This window comes from Anaerocolumna sp. AGMB13025 (assembly GCF_029689925.1).
Taxonomy (GTDB): domain Bacteria; phylum Bacillota; class Clostridia; order Lachnospirales; family Lachnospiraceae; genus Anaerocolumna.
In genome coordinates, this window is record NZ_CP121445.1 from 6,745,591 (window position 1) to 6,762,485 (window position 16,895).

Below are 16,895 nucleotides of genomic sequence, written 5' to 3' on the forward strand. Positions count from 1 at the left end.
CCTTTGAACAAGATTCAACTTTACAACCGCATTAATTGCTAATTACATCCTTTTAAAAGCCCCATCACTAATCCCGTATTCATGATGATAGATAGCGCCAAGAGTCCAGAGCCACCTACAAGCCGATGAAGTCCATACTTCTTTGTAAGTGGCGTTATTATTATGGGGCCAGTAAGGGAGATCCTCATCTTCGTTGGTTTCTATTCCAACCGGAATCTCTCCGGTCATTTCTCCGGGCATAACTGCATATTGCTGTACATAACGGTCACCTTCACCGTATAGTAAGGATTGTCGGAATGGATTCCTGCCGCTTATCCAGTAAAGCTGATCCTTTGCAATCTGAACCAGCGAGATATCATTAAAATAGCTGCCGGTTGCTGCCGCGGCCATTCCCATAGCCAGATGAACGGCTGTATTCCCCCGGAAGGAAAACCATACGGGGAAGTTCTTTATATAATAACCATCACCTAAAGCAATTCCCTGTTTTAGCTGGGCTTTATAATGTTCCTTCTGCTCCTCATAGTCTACTAAAAGGTGAAGGAGTTTAAAAGTCTCCTTGTCCTCTGCTTCCTTCTCATGGTGAAGACCAGCCGGTATCATCCGGTAAGGGCTTGCATAGTTCATTACCAGCTTTAAGTAAGTGCCGTATAAACTAAGGGCCTTTTCCCATCTGGGCTTATCCTTATGATCAGGCTGTGTTTTACATAATAGTTCAAACGCTTTGGTAAACATATATTCTCTTGACTGGTGGTTATAATGTACGATACTTATTTTTTCTTCATCCCGGTAAAAAAATCCGGTAAACCCCTCTGTCTTGACTCCGGTCTCCTGACACTCTATGAGGCAGTTGCCATACCTCGCAGCGGTATCCCCATACAGCCTTTCCCCGGTTGCCTCATATAATAAAGCGGCGCACCAGGTTATCAGTGCATAATACTGGGATTTAGAGGAGGAGTAGGTGTGCTCCCACATGATGGGCAGTTCCATTCCAACCCTGATAAACCGTTCCATTCCAAAAGCAAAATCTTCTTTGGCGATTTCAAGGCATTTAAAAGAAAGCTCTTTGTCGGATTCTTTCAGGGCACCTGCGGCCACTGTGCAGACTCCGCTGCAAAGAAGATTTTCAAAGGCATGGTTATGGTAACGCACTTTTTCATCATCCTCATCCCCGATTATCCCATTGGTCCATCTGACAATTCCCGCACTGGCAGCCCGGTAACCGTCTCCAAAACGGCTGCCGATTACAAATTCCAGCCCCCAGGAGGCTTCTTCTATTAGTCTTTCATATAAAAGTTCTGTTAAATCCATCTTACTGTCACTGATTTTACCAAAATCCTGCTGTCTTTCCTGTTTTAATTTTACGGCTTCTGCCATCTCAAACAAAGCCTGAGTCACTTCTGCCGTGTGAATCAACTGCTGGGACATATCACCTGCGTCATGCCAGCCTCCACAAAAGGATATAATCTTATCTCCGTGCTTTGCTACCACATCCTTATGGCAATGACCATGTCTGCCGGGAACCGGATAACCGCACCGTTCACAGAACAGAAAGTTTACTACTTTCCATAATGCTTCCTCATAAACCTCTTCAGAAACTGTAAATGACTTGGTTATTCTCCCGCCTGCCTGTATATAGTAACTGCCCTCTTTATTTAGCGGGGAAAAATCCAGAATACGGTATTCTTTCCCAAGATAAGTACCCTTGCTGCATAACCCTTCATACACAATTGATTTCGTACTGTCATCCATTATACAAAAGGAGTCAATCTCCATTGATGTAACGGCGGTTTTATCACCATTAAGAAAATAGCCGGAAGTTGAGTAGGCAATTCCTTCGTTGCAAAACCAACCCTTATCCGGTTCTGCCTTCTCTGTTTTCTCAAGACAGATCTCTTTTACCAGATACGATACTTCCTCCCCTGTGGCAGTATCTTTTCCGTTTAACCTGCAGGAAAAGGCAAGCTCTGTTACCTGATCCCTGGCCATACTGCCAAATTCCCAGATGCATCGGTTCCACTCATGATTGATCAGATTCACCACATGATTGCCTTCCCGGTAATATTCATCTGGAATTTTTACAGTTCCCTGGTTTTTTATACTTACGTTTACATTAACAACTCTGGAACCATCGCAATCGGGTTTCACATAAAAGGTCAGGCAGTTAAAGTTTTCCCAGTTCTCATTATTTATCTTAAGTTTAGCATGAACCATTCCGTAAAAAGCATAGTCCCCGTCAGGACTCATTGCCTCCGGCCAGCAGTAGGTTACGGTGTTTCCCTTTAATCCCAGTATCAGACTGCCAGTATCATCTTCGTAACAGATTGTATTGCCTTCTCCCTCATGGGACAGGGCAGATTCCATGCCTTTTTTTAATACCGGGTTTTTTAAAAGTACATCCCGCTTCTCCCACTCTTTTTCTAAAGCCCCCTCTTCATAAAGTGGCAAAGGTTTATGCAGGAAAGCAGACTGAATTAAATCCTTTTGAAACTGTTCCTTCACGTAAAAGCCTCCTATCGGTTTTTGGTTGCTGTAACGTTTCCCGCCACAGCCCATTCACAGCTTCTTAATAACAGGGTTTTAAATTGGGGCGGTTCCATGGCAATAGTACTATCCTCCATTAATCCGTGACCGGTATAATATTCCCATACGTGTCCGAGAATAAAATTCACCGTGTTTCCTTTTCCATACTTGCCTACAGTAAGGACCGGTTCCTCCCTGCCGGTACCATAAAGCCCCCATCTGGAGACCACCTCCGGGTTTGAATAAGCTGTTACCAGAATCTCTACCGGCACATTCCAGGGATTTTCCAGTAGGCAGAAAAGTTCTTCTTTGGTCCGAAACGGTGTGACTCCCTCTGTTATCGGATGTTTCTTATCCTTAGCCCAGTCAGTTATGGATACATCAAAATAATTAAAATCACCGTGGTTTGCGGTTTCTCTCCATAAGAGACCAATCATCTTCTCTATTTCAGGATTATCCTCAAAGCAGGGATGAAGACCGTGATAGAATAAAACTCCTTTACCTTCCCTTACTGCTTCTGCCAGATTCCCTTCCGCCGCTTTATTATTCTTCCAGTATTCATCGGAGCAGAGAAAGAAAAACAAATCTGTTTGAAAGACCTTTTTCCGGTCAGTCATATACTCATCTATGGAAACGCAGTCCTTGGAATAGGTTCCTGCAATTTCCACTTCAAAAATGCCTGTTTCCTTAAGCCATCTGCTTACAATGCTGCAAATACGATTTACATCATGTCCCATAGGACTTACCAACATTACTGCGCGATATTTCTCCATGTTCTGATCTCCTTATATCTTCCAAAACCTTTACTATAACCTGGATGCAGCCTCTGCGTCCAGTAAAACTTCACAGTTTGGATGAAGTTGTAAAACCGAAGCCGGAATATCTGTCGTTACCGGTCCCAATACAGCCTGTCTTATAATTTCTGCTTTATGCTTACCCTTGGCAATCAATACTATTTTTTTTATCTGCATTATATTTTTAATCCCTAACGTTAAGCCCCCCAAGGGATAGGTTTCGTCTACACGGGTTTCCTTCCTTACCCTGGCTTCAAAAACCGGATCCATGGGAGATACCCAGGTAGTACTTTCAAAGGGTGTTCCCGGCTGGTTAATCCCAATATGTCCGTTCCAGCCGATTCCAAGCATCTGCAAATCTGCGCCGCCGGCTCTTAAAAGGGCTTCCTCAAATTTCCTGCACTCTAGCTCAAAGTCTTCACTCATAGTAGGCGGCATAATAAAATTTTCTTCCGGTATATGTAACGTATCACAAATCTGTGTTTTTATCATTGCATAACAGCTCCCGGCATACGTTCTCGGAAGGTTGGTAAGTTCATCTACATTAAAAATACGTATCTCTTGTGTGGGAAATGGATTTGCATGATATATTTCACTTACGATCCGATGCATATTCTTAGTTGTCTGTCCCGTAGACAATCCAATTACAGAATCTTTCTTTTTTAACATCTGCCCGATGATAAGCCAGGCAGCTTTTTGGTCAAATTCATGTTCATTCTTCGCTATAATAATCTTCATTGCGCGATTCCTTCTAATCCTTTCTTAATATATCTCCCTTCAGGCAATTGGGAAACTATGCAATAATGGTGTTTTTTAATTACCCTAGATATCTCCGGTGTTCCTGAAAGGGGCATATATCCTGTAATTTCTTTATTTAAATTTTATATCAGCCTGTGTTTAAGTTCCTGTAGCTTCACAATTCCCTGTGCTCCGGCGCCAATAAGCCCTACCAAACCGGGGTTGAAATTAGATTTTATTACTCCGTTTTTTACCCCTCTCATGGTAGAAGGATTCAGTTTTTCACAGATTTTAGGTAAAAGCCATCCATCACTTACAACACCTCCGCCTAAAACAATGGTATCCGGATCAGTGGTCCTAACCAGATTCATAATCAGGTTGCTAAGGTTATCCATTGCCTGTTCTGTCAGTTTCATACAAAGAGCGTCCCCCTGGTCCGCCCCTTTAAAAATTTCGGATACATTTACTTTCCCCTTCCCTACACCTTCAAGTCTGGTAGGATACTGGTCTAATAAGCAAACTGCCTGTTTTGAAAAACCAGAGCCGGAAGCAATTCCTTCCACACATCCGTGCCTTCCGCATATACAGATTTCCTCTCTGGATAAATCTACTACGCAGTGCCCTACTTCGCCACTGTTATTGTTTGCCCCTCTTAAAATATTTCCCTCCACCACAAAGCCTGCGGCAATTCCGGTTCCGATATTTAAATATATAAAGTTATCACTATATTTTCCCTGTCCGAACATCATCTCAGCTCTTGTGGCGCATTTTACGTCATTATCAACGGCAGCGGGTATACCAAGTTTATCTGATATCAGTGCGGCCAAGGGTATCGGAGTTGTTTCTACATGGTCCATGGACCGCCAAATCCCCTTTGCATAATCAACAACACCGACAACACCTGCTCCTGCTGCCTTTGGTTTGCCTACAAAACCGGCTTCCCCGATATAATCCGTAAGACAGGAAAGAATATAGGCCGCAGCTTCCGTATGTTTTTTAATTCCTGTATCATAGCGTTTGCTGTTTAATATCCTGCCCGTTTCATCTATCTCACCAATCAGCAGTTTAGTACCGCCAAAATCACATCCAATGAATGTATCCATTATTTCCTCCAAAAACTCTTATGTTTGATAAACAACGTCTGTATAACAGGCACATTATTAATAAATTACCTGGAAAACCGACCTTCATGCTTAAAAAAAGGGCTGTCTTATCGGTTCACAATTTAACTTAACCTATGTAAACTTCAATTCCTGACAACCCTTATAAATTTTGTATTTACCAGTTCAACAGCATAGTACTTGTATGACTATCTTTTCGGATAATCACTTGCTATTATTATAATCCTGCATCTGTTTTTCCACTTCCTGCATATAGGAATCGATTCCGGCATTGGTAAGGGCATCTCTATACTGTTTCACCGCGTCTGATGGATCTCCGGCCTTACCAAACTGGATTGCAGGCAGCCAGGTAGTTCCGGCTTCATTAATGGCTGTAACCTGTGAATTAACAGTAGAAGTATCTACGATAAAGGAGCCCCAGGGATTCATTTTAGTCCAAGGTTTGATTTTGGCATTCACTTCATCAATCTGTTCCTTGAATGGATTGAATTCAGGAATTTCCAAAGCATCATTTCTGGTGCTCCACATATCCCAGATGTAATCATCTCTGTCTTTATCATACCCTTCCGGTTTTTCACGGTAGCCGTCTTTGTTTACAACATACTGCTGCCCTTCTATCCCGTACTGGGTAAGGTGATAGATATCCTTATCATACTGGAATAAGTCATACATCATTAAGGCTCTTTCCGGATTCTTTGCATTGGCGGTAATGGAACAGGAATCCTGAGTCATTACGTCTGCCACACAATATCCTCTCTTTTCATCAAAGAAGAACGCGCCAAGTTCTGCCTCCGGGTTTTCCTTGGCAAGCTCCTGGAATAAGGGATAATAGTTTGATACGTTCATGCTGTATAAGCCGGATTTGCCGGACAGAAAAGCAGCCTTTGTATCAATGGTTGCAGACATAACGTCCTCCGGCCAGAAACCTGCATCCCCCCATGCTTTCATCTTCTTTGCAAAATCTATAAATTTATCATCAAACACCGGTGATACTGCCGTCCAAGGCTCCTCATAGCTTTTGTTGGCTACCGGACAAGCCATTCCAACGCTTCCCGGTCCTAATATATAATCCGTATCCTGTCGCATCCACAAGGAATATAATTCGTTGGAGGCAGCGCTGCCGCCTACATTGTAAGGAACGGCGTCCGGTTTATTATCTTTTACACCTTTTAAGTATTGTTCCAGGGTATCCATGGAATTCACATTTTCAATTCCAAACTCCTTGGCCCAGTCTTTGCGGTAAGCAAATAAAGGTGTGGATAACTGCCATTTTCTATGTTCTGGAAGTGCTACAATCTTGCCTTTATAGGTACAGCCATCCCATTCTTCTTTCTTAGTATCTGCCCACAACAAAGGTGCATAGTAAGGAAGCATTTCAGACATATCCATAAACGCATCTTTTTCTGAGTTTTCCCACAAATTAAGCCAGGTGGAAGAAGTGAAGATTAAATCGATATCACTTCCTGATACCAGTTCCATCTGATATTTGGTTTCATAGTTGTTCCATTCAATCCACTGTATCTCCAGTTCCGCATTCAAACGTTCTTTCAATTCTTTATTTAATTCCGCCAGTACCTTTTTATCTGCTCCGCCAGCCGGGGGATCTCCCAGAACAAGCATTTTCACCGTAACAAATTTAGAGGTATCTATTTTACCGTCTTTAACGGGAGTATTACCGCTTGGTCCCTTAAAATTACCCTCACCGCTTCCTTCTGTGGTTCCAGCAGCCTGATTACTGCCTGGATCTGAATCAGTTGCCTTCGTCTCTTTGGATTTGCCGCAGCCTGATAAGGACAGGCAAAGCATACACACAAGCATGATTACGGAAATCAGCCTTTTCATTTTCATAACTCTCTCTCCTTTGGTTATATGATATCGTTTTTGCTTCCTGTATTTATGTAACCCCACATTATCCTTTTACGGCCCCCACCGTAATACCGGATATAAAATACTTTTGGACCATAGGGTACGCTAAGATTACCGGTCCGGTAGCAAGTACCGCCGTTGCCATCTTCACTGTTTCAAGAGGCAGATCCTGCATCTGTATGTTCCGCCCAGCCATAGAATTTTTTAAATACTGGGCCTGGTTTATTAAGTTATATAACAAAAGCTGCAACGGACGGAATTTTACGCTGTTATCCAAAAATAACATGGCATTATACCATTCATTCCAGTACCCCAGACCGATAAACAAACCAATTGTGGCAAGGGCGGGTTTTGACATGGGGAATATAACCCTGATAAAGGTTTTAAAGGGTGAGGCCCCGTCAATATTTGCTGCCTCGCTGACCGAATGGGGAATGCTGTTCCTTATATAATTTTTCATCATAATAATATTCCAGGCGCTGATTAACGACGGTAATAAAACCGCCAGATAATTATTTTTTAACATCAGATATCTGGTCATTAACAAATAAAAGGGAACCAGACCTCCTGAAAATAATGTTGTAAAAAATAAAAATAAGGATACTTTATTTCTTCTCTTAAAGTCCGGACGCTGCAATACATAGCCGGTCATTGCAGTGATAAACAGACCAAGGCTTGTTCCTGCCACAGTTAATAGTATGGTCACGATATAGGAACCAATAATTTCGCTGTCATTTTTTAAGATAACTTCATAAGCAAAGGTGGAAAACTTCCTTGGAATCAGGCTGTATCCTTCTAATACCAAAGTTTTTTCATCCTCAAAAGAAGCCGACACCATAATAAGAAAGGGCAGTAGACAAGCCAAAGCCAAAAATCCGATAAATAAATATCCGATTATGCGAATGACACGCCCCGATAAATCATCTTTCATTTTTTTATTCCTGTTCATAAGCATTCTCCTAAAATAGTGCATACTCCGGTTCAACTTTTTTCACGATTGCATTGGTTGTCAATACCAGGATAAATCCGAACACGGATTGTACAAAGGATACCGCAGCTGCCGTACTAAACTGGAAGTTATTTGTCATGGCGCGGAATACATAAGTTTCCAGTACATCCGTGGAACCATGCAAAATCACGTTACTGCTTCCGATCATATTGTAGAACAAATCAAAATTACCTCGTAAAATACCCCCGATTGACAATAATACCAAAATAATAAGGGTCGGTTTTAAACTCGGAAGGGTAATATAGCGAATACGTTGAATCGTACTTGCTCCATCTACCTGTGCAGCTTCCAGTATCTCGTGGTCCATGCCAGTCAGTGCCGCAAAATAGACAATTGACCCATATCCTGCACCTTTCCACAGATTCACCAGGACTAAGATAGCCGGCCATGCAGAAGGCATGGAGTATACCGACACATTCTCCCTGCCAAGCCTTGCAAGGATATCCCCAAGAATACCATTCGTACTGTTAAAAATAGCAAAGCTAAATAATCCAACTAATACATACGAGATAAAATTCGGTAAGATAATAAATGACTGGGACAATTTACGGAATTTTTTACTTCTGATCTCGTTTAACAATATTGCTATGGTAATCTGCAGAACGTGGCTCGTTACCAGGAAGGCCAGATTATATAAGACCGTATTACGGACTAATAAACCCAGTTTGCCAGACATGGTAATGAATTTTAGATTATCAAGTCCAACAAAGGGACTTCCAAAAATTCCTTTTGCATAATTAAAATTTGTAAATGCAACATAGATTCCAGGCATTGGTAAATACGCAAAAATTAGAAAGTATAAAATCGTCGGAAGGCACATGATTAAAAATGCCCTGTCCTTTTTCATGGAACTCTTCCAACTGCTAAAGCTGCCCTGCAAAACTGCTTTTTGCAGTCCGGACCTCGTTCCTTCTGTCGATTTCAACAAGCAATCACCCCTTTTCATTTTGTTTTGAAAACGTTTTCACGTTAACAATATAGCACACCCCCTTTTTCTTGTCAATACATTGTTTATTTTGATTGATTAACCAATTTTAAAAGCCTTTTTATTGTGTATTATTATGTTTTTTATATTATTTTATCTGCTTTAAAATTTATTTACTTAGTTTTCACCTTACTTTTTTTCAATGCAAGAAAACCTTTTCAAGTTCTATTGCATTATTTCTCAAATCGTGCTATATTTAATTAAGCTGGTGATTCTGCTTAAGAAATTTCCTGCAGCGCTAAGAAAGGAACAGTTTTATGGCTGAAAAAGAACATATTACCATAACTCAGATTGCGAAAGAATCCAACGTATCAATTTCTACCGTATCCCGGGTTTTAAACGGCAATACTCCCGTAGCAGCGGATAAGCGAAAACGAGTTGAAGAAATCATTCAAAAATATAATTTTACTCCCAATGCCCTTGCAAGAGGACTGATATCAAAACAGACAAAAACCCTTGGTGTTATCCTGCCTGATATATCAAACCCCTACTTTTCTTCTATGTTTCTGGAGATGGAACGTTATGCACTGGAATCCGGTTATACCCTTTTACTGTGCAACACTTTATTTGGTGGTTCCTCCCACGGTATCCGCAATACAAAAGAAGAATCTTATTATTTTCAGATGTTAATTGATAAGCAGGTAGACGGAGTTTTAATTATTGGTGGTCAGGTAGACTTAACAACCGTAGATTACACTTATAAGCTGGCACTGAAACGGCTGGCAGAACAGCTGCCTGTGGTAGTCATCGGTCAGGAGATAGAAGACGTAGATTGTATTTTTATTCAGGCTGAAAACGGTCAGGGTGTTATCACCGCCTTAAACTATCTCTATATGCTGGGACACAGAAAAATAGCCTTTGTTGGCGGACAGCCCAATGTAACCATTACAGAAATACGTGTAAACGCTTACCAGAATGCTTTAAAAGCTTTGGGGCTTTGTGTGGATGAGCAGTTAATTTCCCTCTCGGATTATTATTCCGAAGACGGATACTCTGCCATGAATACCTTACTAAGCCGGGGCGTTTCCTTTACAGCCTTTCTGGCAATTAATGATAATGTAGCCCTGGGAGCACAGCGGGCCTTATATGACCAGTCACTGACTGTACCAGAGGATGCAGCGGTGATCAGCTGCGATCTGTTTTTAACCGGAGAATACCATATACCGAGGCTGACGAGCATTAACCAGCATCACGACCTTTTGGGCCGCCTGGTTATCACAACACTCATTAATGCCATTAAAGGAATTGGCAAACCCGCAAAGTTTACCTTTACCCCCGAATTAGTAATCCGGGAAAGCTGCGGCAGCCACCTGGGAATCCGCAATTATACCTGATTCACTGATAACCCAAAAGAAACTATGCCAAATATTGGCAATTGTGATAAGGAACGAGGAGAATTAATTATGAACCGAACAGAATATTATGAAACCTTAAAACAGATTTACGAAGATCTTGAAAATCCAAACGGCAATTTTCAGGATTCTTTTCCTGCTTCTGGAGAAGAATTGGAGGATCTCAAAAAATATGCGGCTGTTTCGCTTATGGTAACTGACCGCTTCTATACCAATCTGTCTAAACTTATGCATGATAGAAAAGAACTTTAAAACGAATGTAACCCTATGAGTAAAATCATCTGCTTATCCTCCATTCGTTAATAGGAGATAAACCCGTTGTCTTATATTTGGACAACGGGTTTTTTGCTGCAAAACCCTCTGGCATGTTAAAGGCGCTAAAACCCCATAATCAGGCATTTTACTTAAATATCATATTAGTTATGATTACACTGGCTAACACCCCCACGAAAGTGGCAAATAAAGCTCCTGCAAGGGTATATCTGGTCTTCTTGACCTTAGCCGCCATAAAATATACGCTCATGGTGTAAAAAACCGTTTCGGTACTGCTCATAATAATGGAAGAAAGCCTTCCTAGGTAAGAATCAGGTCCATGCTGTTTGAAAATATCCAAAAGAAGACTGGTTGCCGCCGAAGACGAGAAGAGCTTGACTGTCACCAGGGGTACCAGTTCCGAGGGAAACTTAAGAAAATTCGTTATGGGTTTGATTATATTGGCTAACAAATCTAATGTTCCGGAGGCCCTGAGTATTCCAATGGCAATCATTAACCCAATCAAAGTCGGCATAATATTTAATACCACTTTAAAACCATCCTCAGCCCCTTTGGTGAATTCGTGAAACACCGGAGCCCTCATTAACAGACCAAAACCAACAATATAAAAGATAATAAAAGGTATGATATAATCTGATATATACAGTAAAAACTTCATGGAACTCCCTTCTGCCGGCAATTCAATTCTTATTCCGGCTTAATTTTCTTGCCACAACAGAAAAAATTACACCCGCAATTGTAGAAATGGTAGTTGCCACCAAGGCAGACCCAAGGATTTCCGTGGGACTTACCGACCCGTACTGGCTTCGGTAGGCAATTATATTAACAGGTATTAATTGAAGGGATGATATGTTTATAATAAGAAAGGTACACATATCCACACTGGCGGTATCACTGTCATTATTCAGTTTCTTAAGTTCTGTGATGGCTTTTAACCCCATCGGAGTGGCTGCCCACCCAAGGCCTAATATATTGGCTATCATATTGGAGGCTATGTATTCATTGGCTTGATGCCCTTTTGGAATATCAGGAAATAATAACCGCAGTATGGGATTCAGTGCTTTTGTAAGAGCATCTAAAATACCGGTAGCTTTTGCCACCTGCATGATTCCGGTCCACAAAGACATGATACCAAGCATAGTAATGCATAAGGTTATGGCTTCTTTTGCCGAATTAATAGAGGCTGTGCTGACATCGTCAATTTTTCCGTTTAATACGCCTACTATAATTCCGATTACAATCATAAACCCCCATAAGTAATTTAACATAAGCAAATCCTTTTTTGGTTTCTTACTAATTACTATATTCTGAGTATATAAAATACATTACTAATAAGTATTTTCCCTTCTACCATCCCTTATTTTTTTTACTTTTTAATACTCTTTTTACAATTTTTCCTATAAAATACTAAATTATTGCTGAAATATCATAATTAATTTATTGACTTTACATTTCTTGTATGCTATTTTATTAAAGTATTGTAGGAGGTACATATATGAAAAGCACAGGAATAGTAAGAAAATTGGATGAATTGGGAAGAATCACTCTCCCTATTGAGCTAAGAAGGACTTTAGGCGTAAGCGAAAGAGATCCTCTTGAAATTTTTGTTGATGAGGATAGAATCATATTAAAAAAATATGAACCTACCGATATCTTCAACGGTTCAAAAGATAATCTATATGATTATTGCGGTAAGAAGATTTCGAAGGAATCTATCTTAGAACTTGCTAAGTTAGCAGGAATTATTGAATAACATAAGCTCAAAGAAAAGAGTCTGTCCCAGAGGACAGGCTCTTTTACTTTATATTTTTACTTTATATTTTTACTTTATATTTTTACTTTATATTTTTACTTTTTTATCTTCCTCCTCCCTTATCCTCAAGAAGTATCTGGTATATCTCTCTTTTCGTGACTCCTCTGTCGGCTGCCACGGCTTTCATTGCTTCCTTTTTGTCCATGGCCTTATTTAGATAAATATCCATGTGTTCCTGAACCGTTAAGGACATCCACTGCTCTCTGCTTTCCTTTTCAATATCCTCCGGATGCCTTCCTTCTATAACAATTACACATTCTCCCTTAGGCTCTTCCTCTTTATAACGTGTTATGGCTCCGGAAAGGGTAGTGCGAAACGCTGTTTCATATTTCTTGGTCAGTTCCCTCACTAAAGTAATCTGTCTCTCCCCGAGGGCCTCCAGTAATTCCGTTAAGGTCTTAACTAATCGATGTGGTGCTTCATATATAATAATAGTTCTGGTTTCATTCTGAAGTTCCTTAAGTACCTTTTGCTTTTCTTTTTTATCCGCCGGCAAAAACGCTTCAAAAACAAATCGCCTGGTGGATAAGCCGGATAAGGTAAGCGCTGTAATACAAGCAGCCGGTCCGGGAAGGGAAGTAACTTCAATCCCTGCTTCATAAGCCATTTTAACCAGTTCTTCTCCGGGATCTGAAATACCAGGTGTTCCCGCATCCGTAATAAGCGCGATATTAAGACCTGCTTTAAGCTGTTCCACCAGGTGTCTTCCTTTCTCTATTTTATTGAATTCATGATAGCTGGTCATGGGGGTACTTATTTCAAAATGGTTTAATAGTTTAATGCTGTGCCTCGTATCCTCTGCTGCAATCAAATCAACTTCCTTCAGGGTCCTGATAACCCGAAAGGTAATATCCTCCAGATTGCCGATTGGAGTGGCACATAAATATAATTTCCCTTCCATATTAATAAACTGCCTCGTTTCTTTTTATTAAGCTGGAAAACATAAAAATGAAACTACTATGTCTTCCATATATTTGTTTCTTTCGATTGTTGTCTTAAACTTTATTAAATATAGCCTATATGGCAGCAAAACCTAATAGCCATAAATATCATAAATCTCATCCGTATACACATTCTGTTCCTTATAAACAATGAGCGGCGCCTCTACTTTTATCATAGAACCGCCTCCTTTGATGCTCTCGATTAAGACCATATTGGGTTCTTTATCAAGAAAGGGATGTACCAGTTTCATGCGCTTTGGCTCCAGTTTATAGACGGATAGCGTATTGATGATTTCTACCAGACGGAAAGGTCTGTGTACCATATAAAACCGCCCCCCGGGTCTTAATACCCTGGCAGCCTCTCTTATGACATCCTCCAGTGTGCAAAGGATTTCATGCCTTGCTATGGCTTTGGGAAGCTCTGGGTTTGTAATCCCGTGATTATCATTCATATAGGGCGGATTGCTGGTAACAACATCAAAAGAAGCCGCACCGAACAGTCTGGAAGCCTCCTTAATGTCACCGGATATAATATCTATTTTATCGTTAAGCTGATTTAAGGCAACACTTCTTCTAGCCATATCCGCACTTTCCTCCTGGATTTCCAGACCGGTAAAATGGCTTCCTTTTGTTTTTGCTTCCAAAAGAATAGGTATGATGCCGGTTCCCGTTCCAAGATCCAGTGCTGTTTCCTTCTGTTTTACATTCGCAAAACCAGATAAAAGAACTGCATCCATCCCAAAGCAGAACTTCTTGACATTCTGTATAATTTTGTATCCGTTTCGGTGGAGTTCATCGATTCTCTCCCCGGGCAGCAGATTATCTTCTATACTCAAGTTTGTATCCTCGCGATCTTTTTCCTATATTAAGAAGGCTGCTTCAAAAACCACAGTTCTTAAAATATATGAACCGGAAATTTTGCAACAGCCTTCCTATTATTGTGAAATCCCTCTAACTGTTATTCATCATCCAGATGGGATTTGCCTTCTTTCATTTCAAGCATTTCCAAAGCCCTTAATTCATCATCGATTGCAATCTTTTCTTTCCGTTTTCTCGGTTTAAATTTCAAATCGGTGGTTTTATATTCCCTAACTTCTTTTTCATCATTCTCCAGGGTTACAATAACCTTAACCAACTGCTTTAATACCGTAACACTCTGCACTTCCCCTTTTAATCCGTCGTTGGTGGTTACAAAATCCCCTACATTCGGCAGGGTACTGTTTAATTCTTCATAGGCTTCCTCTTCATTCTTAAGGCAGCACATCAGACGTCCGCAGACTCCGGATATTTTGGTGGGATTTAAAGAAAGGTTCTGCTCCTTTGCCATTTTGATGGAGACCGGTGCAAACTCTGACAGATGAGTGTGGCAGCACAAAGGTCTTCCGCAGATACCAATGCCTCCCACCACCTTGGTTTCATCCCTGACACCTATTTGCCTTAGCTCAATACGGGTCTTAAATACAGATGCTAAATCTTTTACCAGTTCCCTAAAGTCAATTCTTCCGTCTGCTGTAAAATAAAAGAGTACTTTATTATTATCAAAGGTATACTCTGAATCAATCAGTTTCATCTCAAGGGCATGTTTTTGAATCTTTTCCAGGCAGATATTAAAGGCATCTTTTTCCTTGGCTTTATTCCTGCTCTCTATTTCATCATCCTCAGAAGTAGCTGTTCTGATTACTGGTTTTAAAGGCTGTATGATTCTGTTTTCCTCCACATCCCTGGGACCGATTACAACTTTGCCGTACTCTACCCCTCTGGCGGTTTCAACAATGACATTGTCCCCCTGCTTTATCTCATAGCCGGCAGGGTCAAAGAAATATATTTTTCCTGCTCTTCGAAATCTTACTCCGATTACATTAACCATTACCGTTCTCCTTTATTGTAAATAACATTAATTCTATAGCTATATCAAAATTAACATTAGCGTTTAATCGTATTTTTGCTTTTTCAATTGCAGCTATGATTTTTTCGATCCCTTCATAGCTTTTTAGACTTGCCTGTTTTGTAATATCCTGATATTCACTCTTATATGTCAACAGATTTAAGTCATTGGTTACCTTATACATTAGAACGTCCCGGTACCAGATCAGCATTAAATCCAGATAATCATTCATTCCGTCTTTTTTGTCTGAAAGCCTTTTCAAGCCATCGACAACTTCATATAATTCCATTTCATCAATATACTTAAGAAGATGCAGTACATCATTCTTACGTTCATTAAAGTCTTCGGAGGAAGCATATTTTACAGCTTTTCCGACATTTCCCTGGGCAAATACAGCACTCAGTTCTGCCTGATAGTCCGGCACCTTATATTCTGTCATAAGGTATTGTTTCATGAGTTCCTTATCAACAGCCTTTAATTTCAGGGTAATACATCTGGATAGAATCGTAGGCAGCAGCGCATTTAAATTATTGGTAAGAAGCATAATCACTGCATAGGCCGGCGGTTCCTCGATGGTTTTTAACAGGGCATTCTGAGCCGCTTCCGTCAGTTTTTCGGCCTCATCGATAATATATATTTTATAAGTGCTGCTGTAGGGTTTCACTAAAATGTCGTTATTAATCTGAATTCTGACATCATCAACGCCAATACTGGCTTTTTCATGAGTAACCCTTATAATATCCGGATGATTATCAGAAGCAGCCTGGATACAGGATCTGCATTTGCCGCAGCCATCTTTCGTTTCTTCCCGGTCTTCACACTGGAGGCTCATTGCAAATGCATTACTAAGCAGATTTTTGCCTGCACCGTCTTCTCCTGAAAAAATATAGGCATGGGATACTTTCCCTGACCGGATGGCTTCTCTTAAATGCTGTATGATTTGTTCATGCCCGATAATATGATTAAAATCTAACATTGACAGCACCTCTTTCTGCTAATCCACATGTATATTGCAAGTATTCTTGCAATACTGTTTAAATTGACAGTTTATCTACGCAATCAGATCTAATAAAATACCTCTGATTTCATCTATTTTATTTAAGATTGCTATATGATCCTTTTCCTCCTTAATTAATTCTAAGGCCAGCTCATCCAGATTCTGATCAATGAGCTTTATCATACCGTATACACGGTGTCTCCCCCTGCGGTCCAAGAAATTCTCCCTGCTGAATTTATGTGAGCGGTTCACGATTTCATTCATGAAGTTTTTAATCAGCTGGCGGTACCGTTTCATATCCCGTACATCCATATGCTTGGATAACCGTTTACCCTGCATTGTAATATCTTCTATCATGACATTAAGCCGTGCCTGCAATTCCTGTTCCTCAATGTTGCTGATTAGGGTAAATTTAAACGACCCGTCTGCTTCCGGAAGGGGCGCTTTTTGTTCCACTTGATTCACAATTGGTGTCTGGTTTACCTTAATATCCATAAGAATCACTGCCTCACTTTATCCTCTGAATTCGTAAGATGCTTTCACATCCCTTTATCAATTCAGTATTCTCTTTTGCATTGATATCCTTGCTACTCCACTTAAG

General features: G+C 40.5%; 17 protein-coding genes. 3 read left to right on the forward strand and 14 right to left on the reverse strand.

The genetic code is table 11. The features are described from left to right. Positions 1-42: 42 nt before the first annotated feature. From QA584_RS28250 to QA584_RS28280, 7 genes are all read right to left on the reverse strand, one after another. Positions 43-2,499, reverse strand: a complete 2,457-nt coding sequence (locus QA584_RS28250) for a glycoside hydrolase family 9 protein (protein WP_278272433.1) — start codon at positions 2,497-2,499, stop codon at positions 43-45. 11 nt (positions 2,500-2,510) lie between these two features. Beyond that, the gene (locus tag QA584_RS28255; protein WP_278272434.1) at positions 2,511-3,293 is read right to left on the reverse strand and encodes a ThuA domain-containing protein; all 783 of its coding nucleotides are present in this window, start codon (positions 3,291-3,293) and stop codon (positions 2,511-2,513) included. 33 nt (positions 3,294-3,326) lie between these two features. After that, the gene (locus tag QA584_RS28260; RefSeq protein WP_278272435.1) at positions 3,327-4,052 is read right to left on the reverse strand and encodes a 6-phosphogluconolactonase; all 726 of its coding nucleotides are present in this window, start codon (positions 4,050-4,052) and stop codon (positions 3,327-3,329) included. A gap of 143 nt (positions 4,053-4,195) precedes the next feature. After that, positions 4,196-5,155 carry an ROK family protein gene (locus QA584_RS28265; protein WP_278272436.1) on the reverse strand — a complete coding sequence of 320 codons (960 nt, stop codon included), beginning with the start codon at positions 5,153-5,155 and terminating at the stop codon, positions 4,196-4,198. 222 nt (positions 5,156-5,377) lie between these two features. Next, the gene (locus QA584_RS28270; protein WP_278272437.1) at positions 5,378-7,021 is read right to left on the reverse strand and encodes an ABC transporter substrate-binding protein; all 1,644 of its coding nucleotides are present in this window, start codon (positions 7,019-7,021) and stop codon (positions 5,378-5,380) included. Positions 7,022-7,082: 61 nt separating this feature from the next. Then, a complete protein-coding gene (locus tag QA584_RS28275) occupies positions 7,083-7,988 on the reverse strand; it encodes a carbohydrate ABC transporter permease (RefSeq protein WP_331487801.1) in 906 nt (301 codons plus the stop codon). A 10-nt stretch (positions 7,989-7,998) separates the two neighbouring features. Then, on the reverse strand, positions 7,999-8,973 hold the full coding sequence (locus QA584_RS28280) for an ABC transporter permease (protein WP_278272439.1): 975 nt from the start codon (positions 8,971-8,973) through the stop codon (positions 7,999-8,001). A gap of 317 nt (positions 8,974-9,290) precedes the next feature. Between QA584_RS28280 and QA584_RS28285 the strand changes: the two genes are divergently transcribed. Further along, positions 9,291-10,367, forward strand: coding sequence for a LacI family DNA-binding transcriptional regulator (locus QA584_RS28285; RefSeq protein ID WP_278272440.1), 1,077 nt, complete (start codon positions 9,291-9,293; stop codon positions 10,365-10,367). 69 nt (positions 10,368-10,436) lie between these two features. Then, on the forward strand, positions 10,437-10,637 hold the full coding sequence (locus tag QA584_RS28290; RefSeq protein ID WP_278272441.1) for a hypothetical protein: 201 nt from the start codon (positions 10,437-10,439) through the stop codon (positions 10,635-10,637). Positions 10,638-10,785: 148 nt separating this feature from the next. On the opposite strand, the gene QA584_RS28295 is transcribed toward QA584_RS28290, so the two are convergent. Together QA584_RS28295 and QA584_RS28300 are read right to left on the reverse strand one after the other, a co-directional pair. After that, a complete protein-coding gene (locus tag QA584_RS28295; RefSeq protein WP_278272442.1) occupies positions 10,786-11,316 on the reverse strand; it encodes a spore maturation protein in 531 nt (176 codons plus the stop codon). A gap of 22 nt (positions 11,317-11,338) precedes the next feature. Further along, positions 11,339-11,926, reverse strand: a complete 588-nt coding sequence (locus QA584_RS28300; RefSeq protein ID WP_278272443.1) for a nucleoside recognition domain-containing protein — start codon at positions 11,924-11,926, stop codon at positions 11,339-11,341. A 227-nt stretch (positions 11,927-12,153) separates the two neighbouring features. On the opposite strand from QA584_RS28300, the gene QA584_RS28305 reads away from it, so the two are divergent. After that, positions 12,154-12,411 carry an AbrB/MazE/SpoVT family DNA-binding domain-containing protein gene (locus tag QA584_RS28305; protein WP_161837164.1) on the forward strand — a complete coding sequence of 86 codons (258 nt, stop codon included), beginning with the start codon at positions 12,154-12,156 and terminating at the stop codon, positions 12,409-12,411. A gap of 103 nt (positions 12,412-12,514) precedes the next feature. Here the strand turns inward: QA584_RS28305 and rsmI are convergent, their stop codons facing one another. From rsmI to QA584_RS28330, 5 genes are all read right to left on the reverse strand, one after another. Further along, positions 12,515-13,372: a 16S rRNA (cytidine(1402)-2'-O)-methyltransferase gene (gene rsmI / locus QA584_RS28310; RefSeq protein WP_278272444.1), complete on the reverse strand. Its 858-nt coding sequence runs from the start codon at positions 13,370-13,372 to the stop codon at positions 12,515-12,517. A 132-nt stretch (positions 13,373-13,504) separates the two neighbouring features. Then, positions 13,505-14,242, reverse strand: coding sequence for a tRNA1(Val) (adenine(37)-N6)-methyltransferase (locus QA584_RS28315; protein WP_334306039.1), 738 nt, complete (start codon positions 14,240-14,242; stop codon positions 13,505-13,507). Between the two features lie 128 nt (positions 14,243-14,370). Beyond that, complete coding sequence (locus QA584_RS28320) at positions 14,371-15,279, reverse strand: PSP1 domain-containing protein (protein ID WP_278272446.1); 909 nt, start codon at positions 15,277-15,279, stop codon at positions 14,371-14,373. Then, on the reverse strand, positions 15,272-16,273 hold the full coding sequence (gene holB, locus QA584_RS28325; protein ID WP_278272447.1) for a DNA polymerase III subunit delta': 1,002 nt from the start codon (positions 16,271-16,273) through the stop codon (positions 15,272-15,274). Before holB ends, QA584_RS28320 begins: the two co-directional genes overlap by 8 nt. A 75-nt stretch (positions 16,274-16,348) precedes the next feature. Then, positions 16,349-16,789 (reverse strand): YaaR family protein, encoded by a 441-nt coding sequence (locus QA584_RS28330; RefSeq protein ID WP_278272448.1) that lies wholly within the window; start codon positions 16,787-16,789, stop codon positions 16,349-16,351. Between the last annotated feature and the right edge of the window lie 106 nt (positions 16,790-16,895).

Coding starts and splice junctions, on each gene's coding strand:
- QA584_RS28255 (WP_278272434.1), bottom strand. CDS start 3,293: ATGGAGAAATATCGCGCAGTAATGTTGGTAAGTCCTATGGGACATGAT.
- QA584_RS28260 (WP_278272435.1), bottom strand. CDS start 4,052: ATGAAGATTATTATAGCGAAGAATGAACATGAATTTGACCAAAAAGCT.
- QA584_RS28265 (WP_278272436.1), bottom strand. CDS start 5,155: ATGGATACATTCATTGGATGTGATTTTGGCGGTACTAAACTGCTGATT.
- QA584_RS28270 (WP_278272437.1), bottom strand. CDS start 7,021: ATGAAAATGAAAAGGCTGATTTCCGTAATCATGCTTGTGTGTATGCTT.
- QA584_RS28275 (WP_331487801.1), bottom strand. CDS start 7,988: ATGAACAGGAATAAAAAAATGAAAGATGATTTATCGGGGCGTGTCATT.
- QA584_RS28285 (WP_278272440.1), top strand. CDS start 9,291: ATGGCTGAAAAAGAACATATTACCATAACTCAGATTGCGAAAGAATCC.
- QA584_RS28290 (WP_278272441.1), top strand. CDS start 10,437: ATGAACCGAACAGAATATTATGAAACCTTAAAACAGATTTACGAAGAT.
- QA584_RS28295 (WP_278272442.1), bottom strand. CDS start 11,316: ATGAAGTTTTTACTGTATATATCAGATTATATCATACCTTTTATTATC.
- QA584_RS28300 (WP_278272443.1), bottom strand. CDS start 11,926: ATGTTAAATTACTTATGGGGGTTTATGATTGTAATCGGAATTATAGTA.
- QA584_RS28305 (WP_161837164.1), top strand. CDS start 12,154: ATGAAAAGCACAGGAATAGTAAGAAAATTGGATGAATTGGGAAGAATC.
- rsmI (WP_278272444.1), bottom strand. CDS start 13,372: ATGGAAGGGAAATTATATTTATGTGCCACTCCAATCGGCAATCTGGAG.
- QA584_RS28320 (WP_278272446.1), bottom strand. CDS start 15,279: ATGGTTAATGTAATCGGAGTAAGATTTCGAAGAGCAGGAAAAATATAT.
- holB (WP_278272447.1), bottom strand. CDS start 16,273: ATGTTAGATTTTAATCATATTATCGGGCATGAACAAATCATACAGCAT.
- QA584_RS28330 (WP_278272448.1), bottom strand. CDS start 16,789: ATGGATATTAAGGTAAACCAGACACCAATTGTGAATCAAGTGGAACAA.